The sequence below is a fragment of the Jeotgalibacillus alimentarius genome, assembly GCF_000829445.1.
In the GTDB taxonomy this organism is placed as follows: domain Bacteria; phylum Bacillota; class Bacilli; order Bacillales; family Jeotgalibacillaceae; genus Jeotgalibacillus; species Jeotgalibacillus alimentarius.
Genome location: NZ_JXRQ01000008.1, coordinates 264784 through 282628, shown reverse-complemented (window position 1 = coordinate 282628; position 17845 = coordinate 264784). Strand labels below are relative to the sequence as shown.

Annotated in this window: 27 protein-coding genes; 13 read left to right on the top strand and 14 right to left on the bottom strand. The window is 40.6% G+C overall.

What is annotated here, in order from left to right; all coding sequences use genetic code 11:
- Positions 1–58 precede the first annotated feature (58 nt).
- A complete protein-coding gene (locus KP77_RS18275; RefSeq protein WP_162483902.1) occupies positions 59–214 on the top strand; it encodes a hypothetical protein in 156 nt (51 codons plus the stop codon).
- 145 nt (positions 215–359) lie between these two features.
- Here KP77_RS18275 and KP77_RS02545 read toward each other — a convergent pair whose 3' ends face one another.
- Entirely contained in the window at positions 360–908 is a 549-nt protein-coding gene (locus KP77_RS02545; protein WP_041121142.1) for a GNAT family N-acetyltransferase, read from the bottom strand.
- A 258-nt stretch (positions 909–1166) separates the two neighbouring features.
- Here KP77_RS02545 and KP77_RS02540 point away from each other — a divergent pair, with 258 nt between their 5' ends.
- The 7 genes from KP77_RS02540 (at position 1167) to KP77_RS02510 (ending at position 7173) form a co-directional block, all read left to right on the top strand.
- Positions 1167–1892, top strand: a complete 726-nt coding sequence (locus KP77_RS02540; protein WP_041121141.1) for a hypothetical protein — start codon at positions 1167–1169, stop codon at positions 1890–1892.
- Between the two features lie 12 nt (positions 1893–1904).
- Positions 1905–2294, top strand: a complete 390-nt coding sequence (locus KP77_RS02535; RefSeq protein WP_041121140.1) for a GntR family transcriptional regulator — start codon at positions 1905–1907, stop codon at positions 2292–2294.
- Positions 2291–3163 carry an ABC transporter ATP-binding protein gene (locus KP77_RS02530; RefSeq protein WP_041121139.1) on the top strand — a complete coding sequence of 291 codons (873 nt, stop codon included), beginning with the start codon at positions 2291–2293 and terminating at the stop codon, positions 3161–3163. The genes KP77_RS02535 and KP77_RS02530 overlap by 4 nt, the downstream gene beginning before the upstream one ends.
- Complete coding sequence (locus KP77_RS02525; RefSeq protein WP_041121138.1) at positions 3156–4091, top strand: ABC transporter ATP-binding protein; 936 nt, start codon at positions 3156–3158, stop codon at positions 4089–4091. The genes KP77_RS02530 and KP77_RS02525 overlap by 8 nt, the downstream gene beginning before the upstream one ends.
- Positions 4084–5313: an ABC transporter permease gene (locus KP77_RS02520; protein ID WP_041121137.1), complete on the top strand. Its 1230-nt coding sequence runs from the start codon at positions 4084–4086 to the stop codon at positions 5311–5313. The genes KP77_RS02525 and KP77_RS02520 overlap by 8 nt, the downstream gene beginning before the upstream one ends.
- A 238-nt stretch (positions 5314–5551) precedes the next feature.
- Entirely contained in the window at positions 5552–6700 is a 1149-nt protein-coding gene (locus KP77_RS02515; protein WP_041121136.1) for a DUF4085 family protein, read from the top strand.
- 35 nt (positions 6701–6735) lie between these two features.
- The gene (locus KP77_RS02510) at positions 6736–7173 is read left to right on the top strand and encodes a GNAT family N-acetyltransferase (RefSeq protein WP_041121135.1); all 438 of its coding nucleotides are present in this window, start codon (positions 6736–6738) and stop codon (positions 7171–7173) included.
- A gap of 63 nt (positions 7174–7236) precedes the next feature.
- Here the strand turns inward: KP77_RS02510 and KP77_RS02505 are convergent, their stop codons facing one another.
- Positions 7237–7434 carry a hypothetical protein gene (locus KP77_RS02505; protein ID WP_041121134.1) on the bottom strand — a complete coding sequence of 66 codons (198 nt, stop codon included), beginning with the start codon at positions 7432–7434 and terminating at the stop codon, positions 7237–7239.
- A gap of 124 nt (positions 7435–7558) precedes the next feature.
- Here KP77_RS02505 and KP77_RS02500 point away from each other — a divergent pair, with 124 nt between their 5' ends.
- Together KP77_RS02500 and KP77_RS02495 are read left to right on the top strand one after the other, a co-directional pair.
- Positions 7559–7792: a hypothetical protein gene (locus KP77_RS02500; RefSeq protein ID WP_041121133.1), complete on the top strand. Its 234-nt coding sequence runs from the start codon at positions 7559–7561 to the stop codon at positions 7790–7792.
- Between the two features lie 19 nt (positions 7793–7811).
- Positions 7812–8027 (top strand): hypothetical protein, encoded by a 216-nt coding sequence (locus KP77_RS02495; RefSeq protein WP_041121132.1) that lies wholly within the window; start codon positions 7812–7814, stop codon positions 8025–8027.
- Positions 8028–8036: 9 nt separating this feature from the next.
- Here KP77_RS02495 and KP77_RS02490 read toward each other — a convergent pair whose 3' ends face one another.
- The 4 genes from KP77_RS02490 to KP77_RS02475 form a co-directional block, all read right to left on the bottom strand.
- Positions 8037–8882, bottom strand: coding sequence for a hypothetical protein (locus KP77_RS02490; RefSeq protein ID WP_235420645.1), 846 nt, complete (start codon positions 8880–8882; stop codon positions 8037–8039).
- Positions 8883–8982: 100 nt separating this feature from the next.
- Positions 8983–9492 (bottom strand): hypothetical protein, encoded by a 510-nt coding sequence (locus tag KP77_RS02485; RefSeq protein WP_052473921.1) that lies wholly within the window; start codon positions 9490–9492, stop codon positions 8983–8985.
- 132 nt (positions 9493–9624) lie between these two features.
- Complete coding sequence (locus tag KP77_RS02480) at positions 9625–10125, bottom strand: DUF7878 domain-containing protein (RefSeq protein ID WP_041121131.1); 501 nt, start codon at positions 10123–10125, stop codon at positions 9625–9627.
- Complete coding sequence (locus KP77_RS02475; RefSeq protein ID WP_041121130.1) at positions 10122–10976, bottom strand: Rgg/GadR/MutR family transcriptional regulator; 855 nt, start codon at positions 10974–10976, stop codon at positions 10122–10124. The genes KP77_RS02480 and KP77_RS02475 overlap by 4 nt, the downstream gene beginning before the upstream one ends.
- Before the next feature lie 363 nt (positions 10977–11339).
- Here KP77_RS02475 and KP77_RS18050 point away from each other — a divergent pair, with 363 nt between their 5' ends.
- Positions 11340–11513, top strand: a complete 174-nt coding sequence (locus KP77_RS18050; protein ID WP_160289492.1) for a hypothetical protein — start codon at positions 11340–11342, stop codon at positions 11511–11513.
- A 62-nt stretch (positions 11514–11575) separates the two neighbouring features.
- Here KP77_RS18050 and KP77_RS02465 read toward each other — a convergent pair whose 3' ends face one another.
- The 8 genes from KP77_RS02465 to KP77_RS02425 form a co-directional block, all read right to left on the bottom strand.
- The gene (locus KP77_RS02465) at positions 11576–12841 is read right to left on the bottom strand and encodes an FtsW/RodA/SpoVE family cell cycle protein (RefSeq protein ID WP_041121128.1); all 1266 of its coding nucleotides are present in this window, start codon (positions 12839–12841) and stop codon (positions 11576–11578) included.
- A gap of 7 nt (positions 12842–12848) precedes the next feature.
- Complete coding sequence (locus KP77_RS02460; protein ID WP_041121127.1) at positions 12849–13256, bottom strand: PadR family transcriptional regulator; 408 nt, start codon at positions 13254–13256, stop codon at positions 12849–12851.
- Between the two features lie 4 nt (positions 13257–13260).
- Positions 13261–13794: a sigma-70 family RNA polymerase sigma factor gene (locus KP77_RS02455; protein ID WP_041121126.1), complete on the bottom strand. Its 534-nt coding sequence runs from the start codon at positions 13792–13794 to the stop codon at positions 13261–13263.
- A gap of 130 nt (positions 13795–13924) precedes the next feature.
- Entirely contained in the window at positions 13925–14455 is a 531-nt protein-coding gene (locus tag KP77_RS02450; protein WP_041121125.1) for a GrpB family protein, read from the bottom strand.
- Between the two features lie 49 nt (positions 14456–14504).
- Positions 14505–14939 carry an SRPBCC family protein gene (locus tag KP77_RS02445; RefSeq protein WP_041121124.1) on the bottom strand — a complete coding sequence of 145 codons (435 nt, stop codon included), beginning with the start codon at positions 14937–14939 and terminating at the stop codon, positions 14505–14507.
- A 57-nt stretch (positions 14940–14996) separates the two neighbouring features.
- Positions 14997–15284 (bottom strand): hypothetical protein, encoded by a 288-nt coding sequence (locus tag KP77_RS02440; RefSeq protein ID WP_041121123.1) that lies wholly within the window; start codon positions 15282–15284, stop codon positions 14997–14999.
- 172 nt (positions 15285–15456) lie between these two features.
- On the bottom strand, positions 15457–15825 hold the full coding sequence (locus KP77_RS02435) for a DUF1413 domain-containing protein (protein ID WP_041121122.1): 369 nt from the start codon (positions 15823–15825) through the stop codon (positions 15457–15459).
- A gap of 483 nt (positions 15826–16308) precedes the next feature.
- The gene (locus KP77_RS02425; RefSeq protein ID WP_041121120.1) at positions 16309–16860 is read right to left on the bottom strand and encodes a hypothetical protein; all 552 of its coding nucleotides are present in this window, start codon (positions 16858–16860) and stop codon (positions 16309–16311) included.
- Positions 16861–16990: 130 nt separating this feature from the next.
- Here KP77_RS02425 and KP77_RS02420 point away from each other — a divergent pair, with 130 nt between their 5' ends.
- Positions 16991–17278 (top strand): hypothetical protein, encoded by a 288-nt coding sequence (locus KP77_RS02420; protein WP_041121119.1) that lies wholly within the window; start codon positions 16991–16993, stop codon positions 17276–17278.
- A 103-nt stretch (positions 17279–17381) separates the two neighbouring features.
- Complete coding sequence (locus KP77_RS02415; RefSeq protein WP_041121118.1) at positions 17382–17666, top strand: hypothetical protein; 285 nt, start codon at positions 17382–17384, stop codon at positions 17664–17666.
- Positions 17667–17845: the final 179 nt, after the last annotated feature.

The following is a 17845-nucleotide window of genomic DNA, read 5'->3' as shown; positions in this document are numbered from 1 at the left end:
ATTGTAAGGGTGGATGGTTGTCACTTTTCCTTTTTCTTTCGGGGAGGAGGTGATAACTATGGACATTTTCTTTGAGTTTGCAAGAGAAGTATTGAAAGGCATCACGCGTGCGATTAGCGCGTATCTCTTTCAAAAAACTTTTCTCGACGAAAAGAAAACCACCCCTGCGCCGTCGGAAGCAAAAGGGTGGTTCTCAAAAATAACGTTTAACTGACAACCACCACCCTGACGGTAGAGGCTGCAAGGGAGAAGAGTTAGCGCTCTTCTCTTTTTATTATAATCATTTTAACGCAAAACTATGCAAACTTCAATATTACTGGAATAGCTGCCATGTCGTAAGATCCTTTTAACCCTCAACATCACTGATCAGTTCGTGACTTTGTTAACTTCTTCCATTCACCTTCCAACACACTCATCTCCCACAAACTCCAGTACCCGTCACCCATTTTTCTTGCATCTCTGAGTAACCCTTCCTTCACAAACCCTGCCTTCTCATAACAGGCAATGGCTGAAGCGTTGAAGTCAAAGACGCCAAGACTCACTCGATGTAATGTCAGTTCATCAAATGCTACTTGTAGAATTTCGTTCATCATTTGCTGTCCTGCTCCCTTACCCCTTACACTTTTATCTCCGACCAATACTCTCCCAACTCTCGCTGACCGATTCGTTCGATCAATCCTGCCTAAAGAAATATGTCCAATCACTTTGCCACTCTCTTTTTCAACCACACTATACACAAGAGAAGTTGAGCCTTCTCCATTTGCATGCTCTATGTATCGCTCTAATTGTTTTTCATCTAAAGGAAAAGTGAAATCCGGACCTCCCCATTGCATTAAAAATTCAGGGGTTTCGATCCAGTCGATTAGCTGTTGAAAATCAGAACGGTTAAAATATCTTAACTCAATCATTTGTAACACCTCTTCTATTTAACTTAATGCCATACACATATTCCCTTGAAATGACAGAAACAGATAATATCTCACTAATAAAATTCAGCGCGGCCTCCTTTTCTACTATTATTTCAACAGACATTGTTCATCATCCTCTTTATCAAATATATCCTGACTACTTTTCCAAAAACAGTTGAACTATTCCACCGACTGTTCTATAGTGTGTATATAGACATACACACTTATACACTAAAAAACGGAAAGGAGCTTTTATAGATGAATACTATGCGTAAAGCATTCTGGCTGGCAAAGCTCGAATTGGATGTATCAAAAAAACATTATTTACTCCTGCTTTTCATTGCAGGCATCTACTCTTTTTTCTTTTATCTGACGATGCCTCCTTACCTTGAAGACAACATCTTTCTGCTTGATGCCTTTCTCATTATTTACATCGGCTCCCTCTCATTTTCAATTAAGCCGAAAAACTTTCAATATCAGAAAATGGATGACGGATTATATGCTTCACCCTATGTTGCGATGCTGAACCAGCTTCCTATCAAACGTAATGTACTTGTGGCAAGCCGCTTCATACTACCTTACCTATCTATTTTAATAGGGATCACAATCGTTCTGGTTGGTACCTATTTTTTCTCAGCAGAGCTTCAGTCAGCGATTGAGCCGCTGCCCATGATTGCACTGATCATCATCTGGCTTTGTATCAGTTTTTCTATTGGCGGGATTTTCCCTGCCAGTGATCCGGGTGATCAGATTAAACGTTTTACGTTTTTCTGGTCGTATATGATCATCATCGTGTTTTTTGTTGGCATGTATCTGATTTTTCAAGTATGGCTTGATACAGGGTTTTTCAAATGGACGATCCAGTTAGCTAATGATTTCACTATTCTTTCAATCATTATGTCTATTCTTATTGCATGTCTCGTCATGTGGTACTGGTTCAATCATGCCATGAAGCAAATCCAAAAAAATGATTACTTACAATAAAGGAGGGCTGACATGAATCTTCCAATTCGGCTTTCCAAGTCTTCCCGGGAACCGATCTATCATCAGATCGAAAACCAGATTAAAGCACTGATTGCAAGCGGACAGCTGGCAACCGGAGACCCCCTTCCTTCTATCAGGTTATTGGCGAAGGAGCTAGAGATCAGCTCCATCACAATCAGAAGAGCCTATCAGAACCTTGAGTACAGTGGATTCATCCAGACCTCTCAGGGAAAGGGAACATTTGTCGCAGAGGTGGATCCTGCTATGAAAACATCAATGGCCAGTCAGGCAGTTGAAGATGCAATTTTGAAAGCAATCTCTACAGCACGGCAGCATGAATATTCAGATGAGGGCATCATTCGCATGGTAGAAACACTGCTTCAAAAGGAGGACAACCAATGACTTTTCCAATAACGATCAGGAATATCGAAAAATCCATTGACGAATTTCAATTGAACGTTCAGGACCTTACCTTTGAAGTAGGAACCATTACTGCAGTGGTCGGAACGAATGGCGCCGGCAAGAGTACCTTTTTCAAAATGCTGATGAACCTTGTAAAGCCGGACAATGGAGAGATTGAGGTGTTTGGTCATTCTGTCAGGGGCGAAGATGACGCATGGAAACAACAGATCGCTTATCAACCTCAGACAATGATTGGCTGTGATGCATTTACTGGTGAACAGCTGCGTAATCTGATGGCAGAAGTCTATCCGTCATGGGACGAATCGCTGTTCAGAAGATTCTCCGAAAAGTTGAACATTCCGCTGAATAAGAAAGTTCAGAAGCTGTCTCCCGGTGTGAAGACGAAGTTAAATCTTGCATTAAACTTTGGAAAAAATACTCCCATTCTCATGCTGGATGAGCCGACAGCTGCGATGGACATTCCGTCGAGAAATTATTTTATTCAGTTTTTACTTGAACTGATGGAAAGAGGAGACAGAACGGTGCTGATTGCATCGCATCAGGCAGACGATATTAAAAAGCTTGCTGACTACCTTGTATTCATTAATAAAGGATCTGTTACACGTCTGCTTGAAAAAGATTCGCTCGTATCATCTTACCGGTTGTTCTGGCTAAAGGAAGAGCCGCAAGTAAGCCACATACCTGGTGAAATTAAGCGTACCTATAAGAAGGTTATTTTATCAAATCACCCGGAAACTACGATGGCCTATCTTTCTAAAAACGGGCTGGTCATTGTTGATGAGCAAGTACCTGAGCTTGAGGATATTATTCAGGAAATTTTAATGGAAGGGGAAATGATTAATGTCTGAAATTGCGCTTACCGTCCAAAGTCTTCAGAAGTCATTTAAAGATCAGCAGGTGCTTCACGACGTTTCATTCAATGTAAGAAAGGGAGAAATCACAGCCCTCCTCGGTCCAAACGGTGCCGGAAAATCAACGACCATCAGAAGTATTATGGGCATTCTCTACCCGGATCACGGAACGATCAAATTCCACGGTGAGAAGGAGGGCCAGATTCCAAAGCATAAAATCGGCTACCTGCCGGAGGAACGCGGTCTGTATAAGAACGTGAAGATTATGGATATTCTGCTCTACTTTGCAGAGCTCAAGGACTATCCGCAGAAAAAGGCAAAAGAGCGTGCATTGTCTTATCTGAAAAAGTTTGGTCTTGAGGGAAAAGATAAAGTATCAATTGAAGAGCTCTCAAAAGGAATGGGTCAGAAAGTTCAGTTCATCGCATCTATCATCCATGAACCGGAGCTGTTGATTTTAGATGAACCGTTCTCAGGACTTGATCCTGTCAGTCAGGAAGTATTCAAGGAAGAGATCAGAGAGCTTGCCAGAAATGGAACGGCCATTCTTCTCTCAGCCCACCAGATGAATCTGGTTGAGGAAATGGCAGACCGTCTGATCATGATTCATAAAGGCAGAGAAGTGATTAGCGGGACAATGGATGAAGTAAAAAGAGAGTACGCAAGCTTCAAGTGCACAATTCACGGTCAAAATGATGAGAATAAACTGAAGACGATTCCTTACGTAACAAGGGTTGAGCAGCAGGACAATGTATCTGTTCTGTTTCTGGATCAGAACCTGAAAGCGGCAGAATGGATCCGCAAGCTGCCTTCAGACATTCAGATCGAGGAATTCAGACTGGATCGGATTTCGCTTCATGAAATCTTTATTGACGTTGCCTCAGATCGGACACTTGCAGCAGAGGAGGAAGAAAAATATGCGTAACAGTTTAAAGGTCGCCCGCTGGGAATTCAAACGGAATGTCAAAAATAAATCGTTCATTATTTCACTCCTGTTAACACCGGTGCTTTTCATTCTATTCGCTACCCTCCCGACACTGTTATCAGGATCAGGTGATGACGCAGAACCGGTCAATGTCTCTGTGTCAGATCCGTCCGGCATATGGGCAGAACAAATTGAGCCTTACCTCAGCAATGCTGACCTGAACTGGGAGATCAGCGTTGTAACTGCTTCTCCGGATGAATGGAGAGACGGATTGGATGAGGATGAAAGCGCGGTGTATCTTGCGCTTGATGAAGCTGCTCTTCGCGATGGACAAATCACGTACTACACAACGGAGGAAACACCTGACTCGTTTGCAGGTGAGGTCCAGCTTCTTGCAGCACCACTGCAACAGCTGAATCTGCAAAATGCAGGTTTGTCAGAAGAACAGATGGCTGCTGTGACGAACGGCATTCAGTTCAATGCAGAAGAACTGTCAGACTCAGAACAGGCTGCTGCTGATTCAGGACTTAATGAGCTCGCGCGTATTATTCCGGGGGCATTTGCCGGACTGATTTTATTCTCTATTGTGATGACAGGGATGATGATCTTCCAGAGTGCTTCACAGGAAAAGAAAGAAAAAGTATCTGAAATTGTTCTTTCGTCACTGACACCAAGTGACTTGATGCAGGGAAAAATCATTGGCTACTTCTGGCTCGGTATGCTTCAAGTTGGCGTATGGCTGCTGATTGCACTACCATTTGTGATCTGGAGATTTAATGACTTCCCGATTATGGAATACCTGTTTGTACCGGAGCTTGCGTTGCTGATTGTCATCGCGCTGATTGGCTACCTGTTGTTCGCCGCTCTCTTTGTCGGACTTGGTGCAACAGTCGAAGACATCAGCTCAACAAGTAACTTCCAGGGCATGATTATGATGCTGCCATTTTCTCCGCTGATTCTGATCGGACCTATTCTATCCGATCCAAATGGACTTGCAGCACAGGTTGGTACCTATATTCCATTTACCTCCCCTGCTGTTCTGATCATGCGATTATCATTGCTTGAAGAATGGCCTTGGGTTGAAATCGGTATTGCACTGGCGATTCTGGTTCTATCCGTGTGGCTTGTGATGAAGCTTGCCGGAAAGATCTTTGAAGTCGGCATCCTGTTATACGGGAAAAATGCTTCAATGGGCGAGATTATGAAGTGGGTTCGTTCGTAGTTGGTTAAATCATTTTAGGGCTGGGGTAACTCATCCTCTTTACTGTTTTAGCCGGGTTTAACGGTTGTGACCGGTAAATTGGTGAATGTGATTGGTAAATTTCATTTTATGACCGGTAATTCACCAGATGTGATCTGTAATTTGGCGAATATGACCTCTTTAATTTTACCCGGACCTAAAATTTGTTGTATAGGTTTCCCATCTACCTGAAACAGATAAATGGCAGGGAGCGACGATCATGACAATTGATTCAGCATATACATGGAATATAGATAAGACAGCAAAAGAATTGTTCCGCAGGCAAACGTTGCTGCCGATTCCCGAATCAGACGATGAATGGCACATGCTGTCGCGGGAGGGTGAAGAGGAAGGGATTACCAGGCGGGAGATGCATGCCTCAGAGCTGAATGAAGTAAACGAAGAATTAAAAACGGTACTGCCGGAGCGTTTTATTCCTTATCTTGAAAATGGACAGTTAAATCAGCCTGAGCTGCCTGATGACGTCCGAAAAGATTACCTGCGCTGGATACGCGAATCAGAGATCACCTTTGAACAAAAGCTGGATGCAGCCTATGAGAATAAGAAGAATGCTGCTGCTTTTTTAACTGCAGAGGCCGCGGACGTTTTCACAGATACGCTGCATGATGGCGTGATTCAGCGAATTGAACGGGCAGATGACACACTGCGGGTCTCCATTGATCTTGATAGCGGCTTTTCCCAAAAATCACTGATCATCCTCACCTTCAAAGGCATCGTCTCAGAAGAAGCAGATGAACCACTTCAGACCGGTCAATGGTATATATATGATGAGCTTCAAAAAGGCGAAGATGAATTTGCGCTAAGAGTGTTGTTTGAAAGTCCTGAAAGTCAGTGGACACTCCGCTTTACAGAAGTGGAAGCCGAATGCTTCTTCCGCCCGAAGGAATATGTAAAGTTAAGAGATGAAGAAAAACTTGATGGGCTCTCCATTCATGAATATCTTGGCCTGCTCAATGAGAATCAACACTACCGTTACATCTCACCTTTAGCCAATGAATCTATTTCTCTGACAGATGGATTGGAACCGGAATTCACCGAACAGGACAACCCGATCCGCTATATTTATACTGATATTTTCGAAGATCCTTACGCACACGTTCATGAGCCAATGCCTTCAGAGCAAATTGAACCGGCGTTGTTAAGCGATGACATTGAGCTGCAGGTACAGGCATGGAACACACTTTATCAGAACCCACAGTCACTTGCTGCTGTGATTAATCGGCTCTTGCAAAAGCTTGAACTGACAGACGAAAATGAGATGGTTATCAGTATCTATGTCCAGCATTTTTATGATCATGATGTGTTGGACCAGGAGAACATCAGAAAATTTCAGTCACTGATTGATTAGATAAATGGGACAGTCACGCTGAAAGGAGAATATACATGTCTGAAGAAGTGAAACAATTAACGACAGAACAGGAATGGACAGACGCTTTTCCGGTTATGAAGCAGCTTCGTACGCACCTTGATCTGGATACGTATCTGGAATTAGTGCGGGGAGCACACGAAAAAGACCACTACGAAATGTATGCATTTTATAGCGATGGAGAAATCGTCTCTGTGATTGGCTTCAAGCCAATGATTACGCTGTATTACGGCCGGTTTATCTGGGTATGTGATTTGGTGACTGACCAAAGTCAGCGATCAAATGGGTATGGCGAAAAGCTGATCACTTACGTTCATGAATGGGCAAAGGGGAATCATTATGAAAGTGTCGCCCTGTCTTCAGGACTGCAGCGTGAGGATGCCCACCGTTTTTATGAGGAGAGATTGGATTACGACAAGGTGAGTTATGTGTTTAAAAAGAATTTGAGTAAATAAAAGAATGGGAAGTAATACGCAAATCAATCAATAGGCGATTCACGTATTACTTCCCTTTCTGAATCACTCATCATTCCGATTAATCGTAATTGAAAACGAAACCGTATCCAGTACCCATCTTTCGAACAACTCATGTATCTTCTCTTCAACTTCTTTTTGACTCAACCCGGGTTCAAGGTTTAATTCTTCAATTGAAAAGGACTGCCTGATTTCAGCTTCTTCTCCTTTTGTACTTGCTCTGAACGTAACATGTTTAATCACTTGCATGCCTCCTTTTTTAAAACACTTATCATTCTATAATAAGTAATAGATTCCATTAAATGTATGATATGATCAAATTGAAGAATAACTGTATCAAAGTCCTGCTTTGTAAGGAGGCCGATCATTGGGTTGGAATATGGCAAGCCAGACTGATTTCAGCGGATATCAAATTGAACTTGCGGTCATATACACGATTTTTCTCATTGCTTCAATGTGGGTCTTCTATGATGCCGATCATTATTTTACCGGAATAAAAAGGCACATTTTCTGGATCATGACGCTGGTGACAGGTCCAATAGGAATGATCCTGTATCTTATTTTTAGAAGGTTAGAAAGAAATAATTCGTCTGTACAATAAGAAAACGGGAGTGATTAACATGATTCTGATCGTTCTGTTCATCTGTGCATTCGGTATCTGGATCTACTTCAAGTACGATGTACAATCCATGAACCTGCTCAGCCGGGTTATGGCGAAAGGCTGGAATGATGCGCTTGAGGATGATTCACAATATCTCCGCTGTTCTCACTGCAATGGCGTGATTAAAAGAAGGCATACGACACCTTATTGTATGACGTGCAGGAGATTTACATAGCTTAGTTGCTTATGCAATGACACCACCGTGCATAGAAAATAGATAAAAGTCATCTTCATCTGTTAGTGTCCATCCATCAAAATATGCACTGGCATGAAACACATCTAAAAAAAGATGATCAAACTGCACGATCAGCAGTGGACATTGTTCAAATAACTGCACATCTTCAATGGTTTTACCAACCAGTAATTCTTTGACTTCCTTCCATCCCCTCTGGTTTGACTGGAGGTCTGTCTCTCCCAGTAAGATCCCTCCCGCGTGACGGATTCGCCATGGGCACTCGATAATGACTGCCCCTTTTTCCAATTGAATGATGAAATGAATATCTGAATCAACATCAGTAATCTTTTGGCCTAAGAGGCTTGTAAAGTCTACTTCTTCAGGCTTCATATGCCAAAGCTTCCGTGCGTGTGTTGTAATGATTCTATTTATTTGATCAGTTGTATAACCGTTTACGTTATCTCCATACTGAAAATCATCAATCATGTCACTGACATCCTGCCACCTCACCTGCTCCTCAAAAAATTCATGTGCGATGGTGCATCGATAGATCTCTTTTGCAATCTGATCAGCATGAAGAACAGGCATTAACAATTTTGAGTGCAGTCCCTTTATATAAGCATTCGCACATTCTTCTTCAGAAGGCGCTTTCAATTGAAGACTCTTCATGGCATCATCAAACATCTTTTCAATTTCAAATAGATTGACAAGTTCTTTTAGACTCATACCTGCTAACTTTTTGATTTCACTGTCATCAAGATATAAATGATGCTGTGCCCAGTCTATATAATCTGACGCCTGCACAGTGCCAGTATATTTTTTATAGTATAATGCTAATAATTCTATCTGAACCAACTCCCTTTTAAGCCATCATCATATTCATGACGCCACCTGAATCGACATCTACCGACCATTTGTATAAATGGCTTTCAACCACGCAGCCCGCGCCCCAGAACTATTCATAAAACGTATTAAAAACCCCTGTGTATTGTTTTTTTAATTCTTCTATTTTCTTTATATCATGAGAGATAATATCGATCACATCATTATTCACATATAATAAAAAATCATGATTATAAAATGAAATATATGCCTGCTTTTGTCCTCGAAAAATAGAGATACAGTATTTCACTATGTCATAAAGATCTAAATGACTGATCGTTGTATATATCGTGCTGTCTCTTAAAGAGGGATTTGTAACAATAACTTCCCGCCAATTTTGAATATGTATATACTTCCCAATCTTCGAATTTGAAGAATAGCGCTTATGATTGACAATGTATGCAGATACAAAAATAAGATTAATCGTGTCACCTGTTTGAAAAACAGACTCTATAACGTTTTTTATTTTAGAAACACTCAGATCTTCCATACCAAATCTAATTCTTTGATCTTTTGGGACCTGAAAATAAGGCGTTTCTTGATGAATATCAAAGTTAATTTTAAATTTGCTGAGCTTGACCACTTTTATTCGTCTCCTGCTGCGCTGTCTCCTGTTTACTCATATAAATGGAGATATACATTTTAGTTTTTGAAAGCCATTCCTTTTATCAACTCAATATGCATCACTGACAGTTATCAAAAAGAAAGATGATATCTATGTAATAAAATCATCAATTTTAATCCCGTAATTGCTGATCAATGCTTTGTCTAACCTGTTTAAAAATGAATCTACAGCCCCACTGATTACATCATCAGTTAGTGATTCAGCTAATTCGTAATCCTGCCAGATTGAAAATAAAGACCATTGATTTTCTTCCCGTTTAATAAAGGCTAAAATCGGACCTTCTCTTTCATCATGTTCAATCGTAAAGTAATTAAAATTCTTTTCCTGTTCCCATTTCCTTAAAGCTATCCCAAACTCAAGCAAGGCAAGAGAAGGCTCAGAGAAGAAACCATGACCATTCACTAAAATTTCCAGTCTGCCTTGAATATCAACCAGGAGTTTTCCATTTCTCTTCTTCAGCAGCTTTGGCTCTATATAGCATGTTTGGTCTAATTCAAATTTTAAATGTAACTTATTCATTGCTTCACCAGCTTTTACGGTTGATCTCACAACAGGTATCCTGTCTTGAGTATATTCCTTACTCTTATTCATTGAGTAAATAAACTTCTTTCTTCATCCAATTGTTTAATCAGTTGTTCATCATCCATCACCCTCGCAATGTCGGACGCCTTTTGGATAAAATCTTCTGAATCCGATTTTCTCATCAATCGATTGATCATTCCTTTTCTCTGATAACTGAGTGCAAGCTGCCTGTAAGCATGTTCTTTCCTTAATTCTTCGAGCGTTTCTTCATTTAAAGCATTGGCTTCTTCAAGCATCTCTTCTTTCATCAGTAACATCACCAGATTAAATTTGAATGGAATAAATCGCTTTCTATAATCAGGATAGTTATCATATTTTTTACTCTGCTGCAGTGCGAATCTGGTAATGGAGATCGCAGTTTTAACAGGAAACAAGAACAAAATAACCGCCACCAGTTTGAAGTCATGCAAATACCAGGTATCTGCTTTTTGGAGTCTTTCCCATACTTTTTCTGCATAGGCTGTGGCCGGTTCAAAACTTCCCTCATTTTTAATGAGAATCAGCCCTTTGGATAGATGATACAGATCTTCAATGTACCGATCATCATGCGCTTTAAGATAGTTTCCAGCCAGAGACACTATTTGATTCAGTGCTTCAGTTTCAATGAATTTCTGACTGTTGAACAGATGGATGATTTTCTCCCGCGGAGGGAAATCATAGTCATGATGAATATACATAAATTCATCCAGATCCATCTCAAGTGAATCCAGGATTCTTTTAAACTTTTGTTGGGTCAGCTCAATGCGGCCCAGCTCAAATTTTGAATAGCTTGCCTGATGCATCGCTCCACTACTTACATCAAACTGGCTGTAGCTTTTTGAAAGTCTGATCGCACGCACAGTTTCACCGTAATATTTCAATATATCACCCTCTTCATCATAAGCTTTTACGCTTAAATTACATCATTCATACAAATTATTATATAGAATGAAGACAAATAATTGAAATGAGATGATATTTTGAATCACAATAACTATCTTAAGTTTTCTATTTTATTTCTCCTGTTGGGTCTGGGCGTCTGGATACCGAATTTTATATTCGATTTCGGCACTCCCCTTACCCTAATCGCACCTCTTCTCGGAGCAATAGGGCTGGTTTTTGCAGTCTTATCAAAAAGCCTGTTGTTAATCATCGGAAACAGTTTAGTCATGCTTAGTTTTTTTCTGATCATGGGTCTGGGCTATTACTATTATGCTAATGTGTAAAAGAATGAGGTGAAGCGGATGGGATACAACCTGCTGACAGTCGTTGCAATCCTGGTCGCCGTCTATGGTGTGATCAGGTTATACAAAGACAGCAAGCAAAGTAATGGGGAAAAAAGCTTTGTGAAACGCATAGGGTTAACGCTAGTCGTGTCCTATGTATTTGTCAGTATGATTATTTTTCTTCTGATCTGAAAAAACGTAACGTACTATTCCTTCATACGTTACGTTTCAGATCCAGCTCATCTATTTTGAAACTATGCAAAACTCCCTGATATCAGACTTTTACGGCGGTACACACTTAATACAATCCCAATCAAAAAGGCATTAAACAGCGTTGGCATCAGTCCGTAGCTGATAAAAGGCAGTGAGATTGACGTAAGTGGCAGCAGTCCAAGCATCATGGCGATATTATAGACAAACTGAACAATGAAAAGCGTCATACTTCCCGTGAGAAGCAGCTTGCCAAATGAACTGTTCATATGGCGGGAAATCATGATCATTCTCACGGCGAAAAGTGAGAATATCAAAACAAGAAAAACCGCTAATACATAACCATAGTAGAAGGTCATGGTGGCAAAGACATAGTCAGTGTGTCCAGATGGAATGAACTCAAAACCTCCGGTCGTACCAAACCAGCCCGCTGATGAGAAAGCCCCCTCCAGACGAAGATATAGATAGCCTGCACCATCTTCGTACTTTTCGGGGCTCAAAAACCCAAGGAGCCTTTGCATTTGATATGCGTCTGCTGTCAAAAAGAACAACACCCCTGATGCTGCAGTTAATACAAATGGAACAGCCGTCATCAACAGCACCGTTTTCTTACTGAATTGGCTCCACCATAACATCACAAACACCATCACTGTATAGATCAAGGCAGTTGAAAGGTTCGGGATAGAAAAGAATAGATAGAGTGAGAAGATAAACAACAGTGCGAGATGCCATATCTTCATTTTTGAATTGTTTAGAAAAGATGCCCAGGCGAGAAAAAAGAACGGGAGTGCCATTAAGCTTTCAAGTGTAATGATTCCAAATTGCAAATAAGCCTGTCCATTGATCATCGTCGTTGGAAAATATCTTATCGTAAGTAAAAGACATGCGCCAAGTATGTAAAACACCCACCCAAACCGCTCGATCCTCCGGTAATCAAACAGCATCATACCAACTGCTGCCGCAACACCAAGCAGTACAATGATGATCTTCTGCATTAGAAAAGCTTCTGTATAATCCAGTGTGATTATCGGTAAGAAACCAAGTCCCATTGAAGCTGTGAGCAATACAATCAGCATCCAGTCCACTTTAGGCTTATGCAGCTTATTCAGCTCCTGTCCAAGCTTAACGGGGCTGCCCATCTGTTCGACCGCCTTCTCTTCCGCTGTGTCATCACTTAATCCTTTTTCCTGCCAGAAGCCCTTTGCCTTTTTCAGATGAAATGTCAATTCTGCTGTCACAAAGTCTCTGGCTTCCTTTGATTTAATATGATTGGTGACTTCTTTTAAAAAGTGATCTCCTTTATTGTTCACTGTCCTCTCACTCCTGTGTCAGTTCTTTCAGTCCAAATTGTTTCTTACCAGCAGCTTTCTCTGATTTTTGCAGCACTTTCCTACCTTTATTGGTCAGCTGATAATATTTCGCGCCGTCATGATCCCAGCCGGAATGGATCAAGTGGTCCTGTTCCATGCGGTGCAGCAGCGTATACAATGCACCTTCATTTCTCCCAAAAGACTGGATGCCCCTCCCGCGCAGCAGCTGGGACAAATCGTAGCCCGTCTTTTCGCTGCCCAGAAGCTGTAAGACCGCTAATAGAATATCTTCTTCACGTTCATGAGACTGGGTGATTTTTTCATGTACCCTTTTACGAAGCTGATCGGAAAAATCCATCTGTCTAAAGGTGGTCTGTTTCATAGATTTCCGCAGCCCTTTCAACCGGTCTTCCATCTCGTTATTCCTCCAATCCTTCCCTCAAAAGTTCCTTCGCCCTTCTGAGTCTTGTTTTCACTGTATTTTCTTTTACGTCAATTAACTGTCCAATCTCTTTAATGGGCAATTCCTCAAAGTAAAACAGGTAGATCACTTCACGGTATTGAACCGGTAAGTTCATCACCGCTGCAGCAAGCACGTGATCCTCTTCATTACGAATCACAGCCTCTTCTATATCGTCACTCCGGACACCTGTGAATTCAGCTTCTTTTTCTGTGATGATCACCTTTTTGTGATACCAGCTTTTTACGTAGTCTTTGCAATGGTTAATCGTAATTCTCCATAACCATGTGCGCAGCTTCGCATGCCCTTTGTATGTATGAAGAGACTGATAACACTTCACGAATATATCCTGAGTCAGGTCCTCAGCGATTTCTTTGTTATGTACGTACGAATACACAAGCTGCAGAATCTCCTGCCCATATCGGTTCATGATCTCATCAATCATCGCCGCTTTATCTTCCGTTTCAAACACCTCTGCTATACATTCATCCACTTCAGTGCCCCCTTTCACATTAATAGACGACGTAGTGTGTTAAAAAGTTTTTGAGTTTGTAAAAAATCAGGCACGTAACTGGTCAGTCATTCAATCACCGAATGGCTGATCAGTTACGCGCCCGTTATTTTTAAACCGTTCTTTTTTTAAAAACATCTTTAACAAACGCTTCTTTATGATCCGTGTATTCTGTAATTCCTGCTGATGAATGCTTCAGGTAGTCTAATTTAAGATCTTCATACTGTTTTCGTGCCGTCTCATTTCCATTCAGATAATCTCTGAAGAAAATTAAATTGTTCCAAAGCTCACCTTCAAATTCAACCAGATGGATATAATGTGTTTTTTCCTGATAGGTTGTATCAGTGAATCTCGCAAAGACAATCTCTCCGGGCCTCTCAACTTTCAACCGGAAAAACCCGATCTCCTTAAAACCGCTCATGATCGCTTCATCAACATCCTGCAGATTATCCACGCCTGCTGCGATATCTAAAATAGGTTTTGCTGACATGCCCTCAATCGCCGTGCTCCCAATGTGTTCAACACGATTCCCTTCAAGAGGCGTATGTACTGCTATGTCTTTTTTGACCCTCTCAAACTCTTCTTTCCATTCCGTCGTGTAATCCACTAATCGTACTTCATTTCTTTTTAGACCTAACTTCATACAGTCATCTCCTTAGAAATGTAGTTTTGTATCGCTCATAACAATAAGCTCACTCTTCTTCCGCTAACTCCTTAATCCGCTCCAGTGCCTGCGGCAGCCTAACCGCAAACGTCTCTTCCTGTTCTTTTGGAATATCAGTTTTTATAACCAGAAGCGTACCACCGTTTTCTTCTGTAAGAGTATAGCTCTCCCTACCGCCAGTCCACTCCTGCTCCCGTTCCTGCTGTCCGGTTTCTTTTGTGTCAGTGCTATGTCTGAATGATATATACTCATGAGGACGCAGTTTCTCTACCAGACTCGTTACACCATAGCCGTTTACAGAGGAGATGAATTCGACCGTCTGTCCTTCTTGCAGGAGACCCTTCATATACGTACCTTCATCAATCAGATCAGCCCAATCCCGGAATGTCTCATCATCCCAGAGAATCTTCCAGACACGTTCTCTTGAAGCATGGATATGGATTGAAAAGTGCGTTTCTTTCATGGTGTGATCTTCCTCTCTGTAAAAAGATATGGTTCATGAGTACATTAGATATCATTGTTAATGTTTGTAGTCCTCGTAATATTCCTCTGTGCTCGCATAAGCCTGTATGACTTCTCCATCATCTATGGTGTAAGCGTATGTCACATCTGGTTCATTCTCAAAAACAACATAGAGTTCATGTCCCCACAATTCACTCAGTTCTGTACGATCGTATGTGATTTCCCATTCTTCTCCCGGGTATGTCCGGTCCAGATGCTCCTCAACCAGTTGTTCATATTCGGTATACGCTTCACTGATTCTTTGATCCAGTGTTAATTCATTCACCGTGAAGGCAACTACACACAACCATCAATCCCGCTAAAAAAATCCTCATCTTTTTCTTAACAAAGATTGAAATCATCACGAATATGATGACAGTACCTATTAACAGAGAAAGTCTGACTGCCTGCTCATCCAAGAGCATCCACTCCGTTCTTTTTAATCGGCTGTTTTTAAATCTAAAATTGTTTTACAGCTATCAATCCAGCTTTTTATACAATTGAACACCCTGAGAGTCTTTCCCATCAGGAACAATGTTTTTAAAATCTGTTCCATTATTAACTGAATAGACAACCATCCGCCCTAAGTTTTTACGTACATTCAAAGGAATCTTAGTCCATACCATTTCATTAATCAGATCACTGATTAAAAAACGTTCACCAGTTTCCATATCTTCAATACCAGTTTTTACTTGCCATAAGAGCTTTTCGTAGTCATAGCTTGGTGATTCATTGAACAGCAATTTGAATATATACTCTTTAATCGAAGGGTACTTTTCACTGAATGCTTTCTCCTGCAATCTCTCATATTCTTCATCTGTTAAATCAATTTTAATAATCGGTGTCATAATTTATCTCTCCTTTATTTAGGTTTAGGTTATAGTACCATAACCTAAAATTCATTACAAATAATTAGGAGATTATATTAGTGTAAGCATTGTTTGTAACTTTAGTATGAAGAAAATGAATATGGTTGTTTATTGATTTGAAAGCACTCTTTATCTCATCACATAGATTAAGAAAGAAAATACAGGCACAGTACAAAATAGCAGTATACCTAGTTTTGCAGAAATTTCTTTTTCCAAAAAACTGATTTTGTCTAATACATATAACAGAACTAAAACCACCTCTGCCATAGCCACGTATGTCACGATGCCGTCTACATTTACAACGAAGTCTAAAAACGACAGTATAGTCGCAATTCCAATCGCTATTACCGGGTATTTTATTTTCATAATCAAAAATTAATGCCTTAGCAGACTGATAGGCTTCTTCATGCTTTTTGAACAGTTGATACACAGCATCCGGATCCGCAAAATCAGTCAGCTTAATCAGATGAATGCCAGGCTCAATTTCTTTTGAGGAATATTCAGGCGTATACACCGGTTTTTCTTTCTATGTATCTCATAAACTGCCCGTTCCCCTGATCTATGTTCCACTTCTATTTCTCCAGCCAAAAGCATAACCGGATTCCAGTCCTGCCGCGCCACTTTTTCCTGATAAAGCTGCCTTGCATATGTATCAGCTGCCTCAGGAATGCGTTCCCTATCTACTGAAATGATTTTATCCCCTGATTGAAAACGCGTATCCTCAGACTCGGTGATGTACAGGAAATCCCGATATCTTCTCACTCGAAAACCAGCCCACTCAGCGGGACTTCCATTCTGATCAGCCACAGTAAATGAAACGTGCTTATCTCTGAAATCGAGTAAATAATCCTTCACAATGGCTGTAAAGGCAGCACGTGACGCCGAAGCAGAAGGGTCAAGTGCCTCTACCTTCTTTCTGAATAATTCAGGCTGGTCCCATCCTTTTTTATCAAGAAACCCGGAATAGTCATGGTGCATCACATCAACAATCTTCTCGAACATATCTATATACATATGAATCCCCTTTTCTTTTTCTCCCGAAAATATGTCATACTATTCTTACTATTATAACTGAAAACCTTTTGCATTTGAGGGGTTAAATGGAAATTGTGTTTATCATCATTGGAGATTAGGGGGAAATGTCATGTACAGAGAACAAGACTTCGAGGACCTGCCTGCAGGGTCAAGGATTAGCTATGATCAATTTTTGTTTTATTTGAAACAGGGAAGAGAGATTGAATTCGACTATCAGGGAGCAACATATTTTATCTCTCATTATGCAGAGGGCAGAGCATTATGGGTGGGCGAGCTTCAGTTAAGTGACTATTTCAGTGTGAGTGATCTGTCTTTTTTGGCCTCAGCAAAAATCGATGACATTCCTTTATCTGAATTGCTACTGCAAAATAAAATTACGATTAATAGTGTTTTTTAATTCAGCCCTTTGTTCACACCGCTTCACGGTTTGAAATGAGATAGAGACATACGCCTCATAATTGTTAGTCATTCAAAATACTAGAAAACACTGGAGGAGTTTGATGAAAAACATTTATTCTGCTTTATCGCTCATTTTTATCGTAATCGGAACTTTGTTATTAGGATCAATTCTTAACGAGCAAGTCGTTGCGAAAATCTTGTCCTTCGGTTACCTTGGTCCTGTAACGTTTTTATTTTTAATACTTTATAGTACAGTAGCTTTCGTGCTTGCCATTATGTCTAAAAAAATGAAGTATAAAGCATTGTTGCTGGTTTTAAGCACTATATTGCTTCTTTTTAGCATTATATTTACTTTTGTAGGAGCATTTGCTTTTCAGAGTCCATAAAGCGGAAATTGTGCTAAACCGCTTCATAGAAAACACCTTTCTGTGATGAGGGTTTGGTCGCTTCACACCGTATCATTGGGAGTTACGGAGATAGAAATTGCATACAACGATCAGAAGAGATCATGCTATATCAAAACAGCCGTTCAATCATAAACGACTGTACTCATCATTAAAAATCA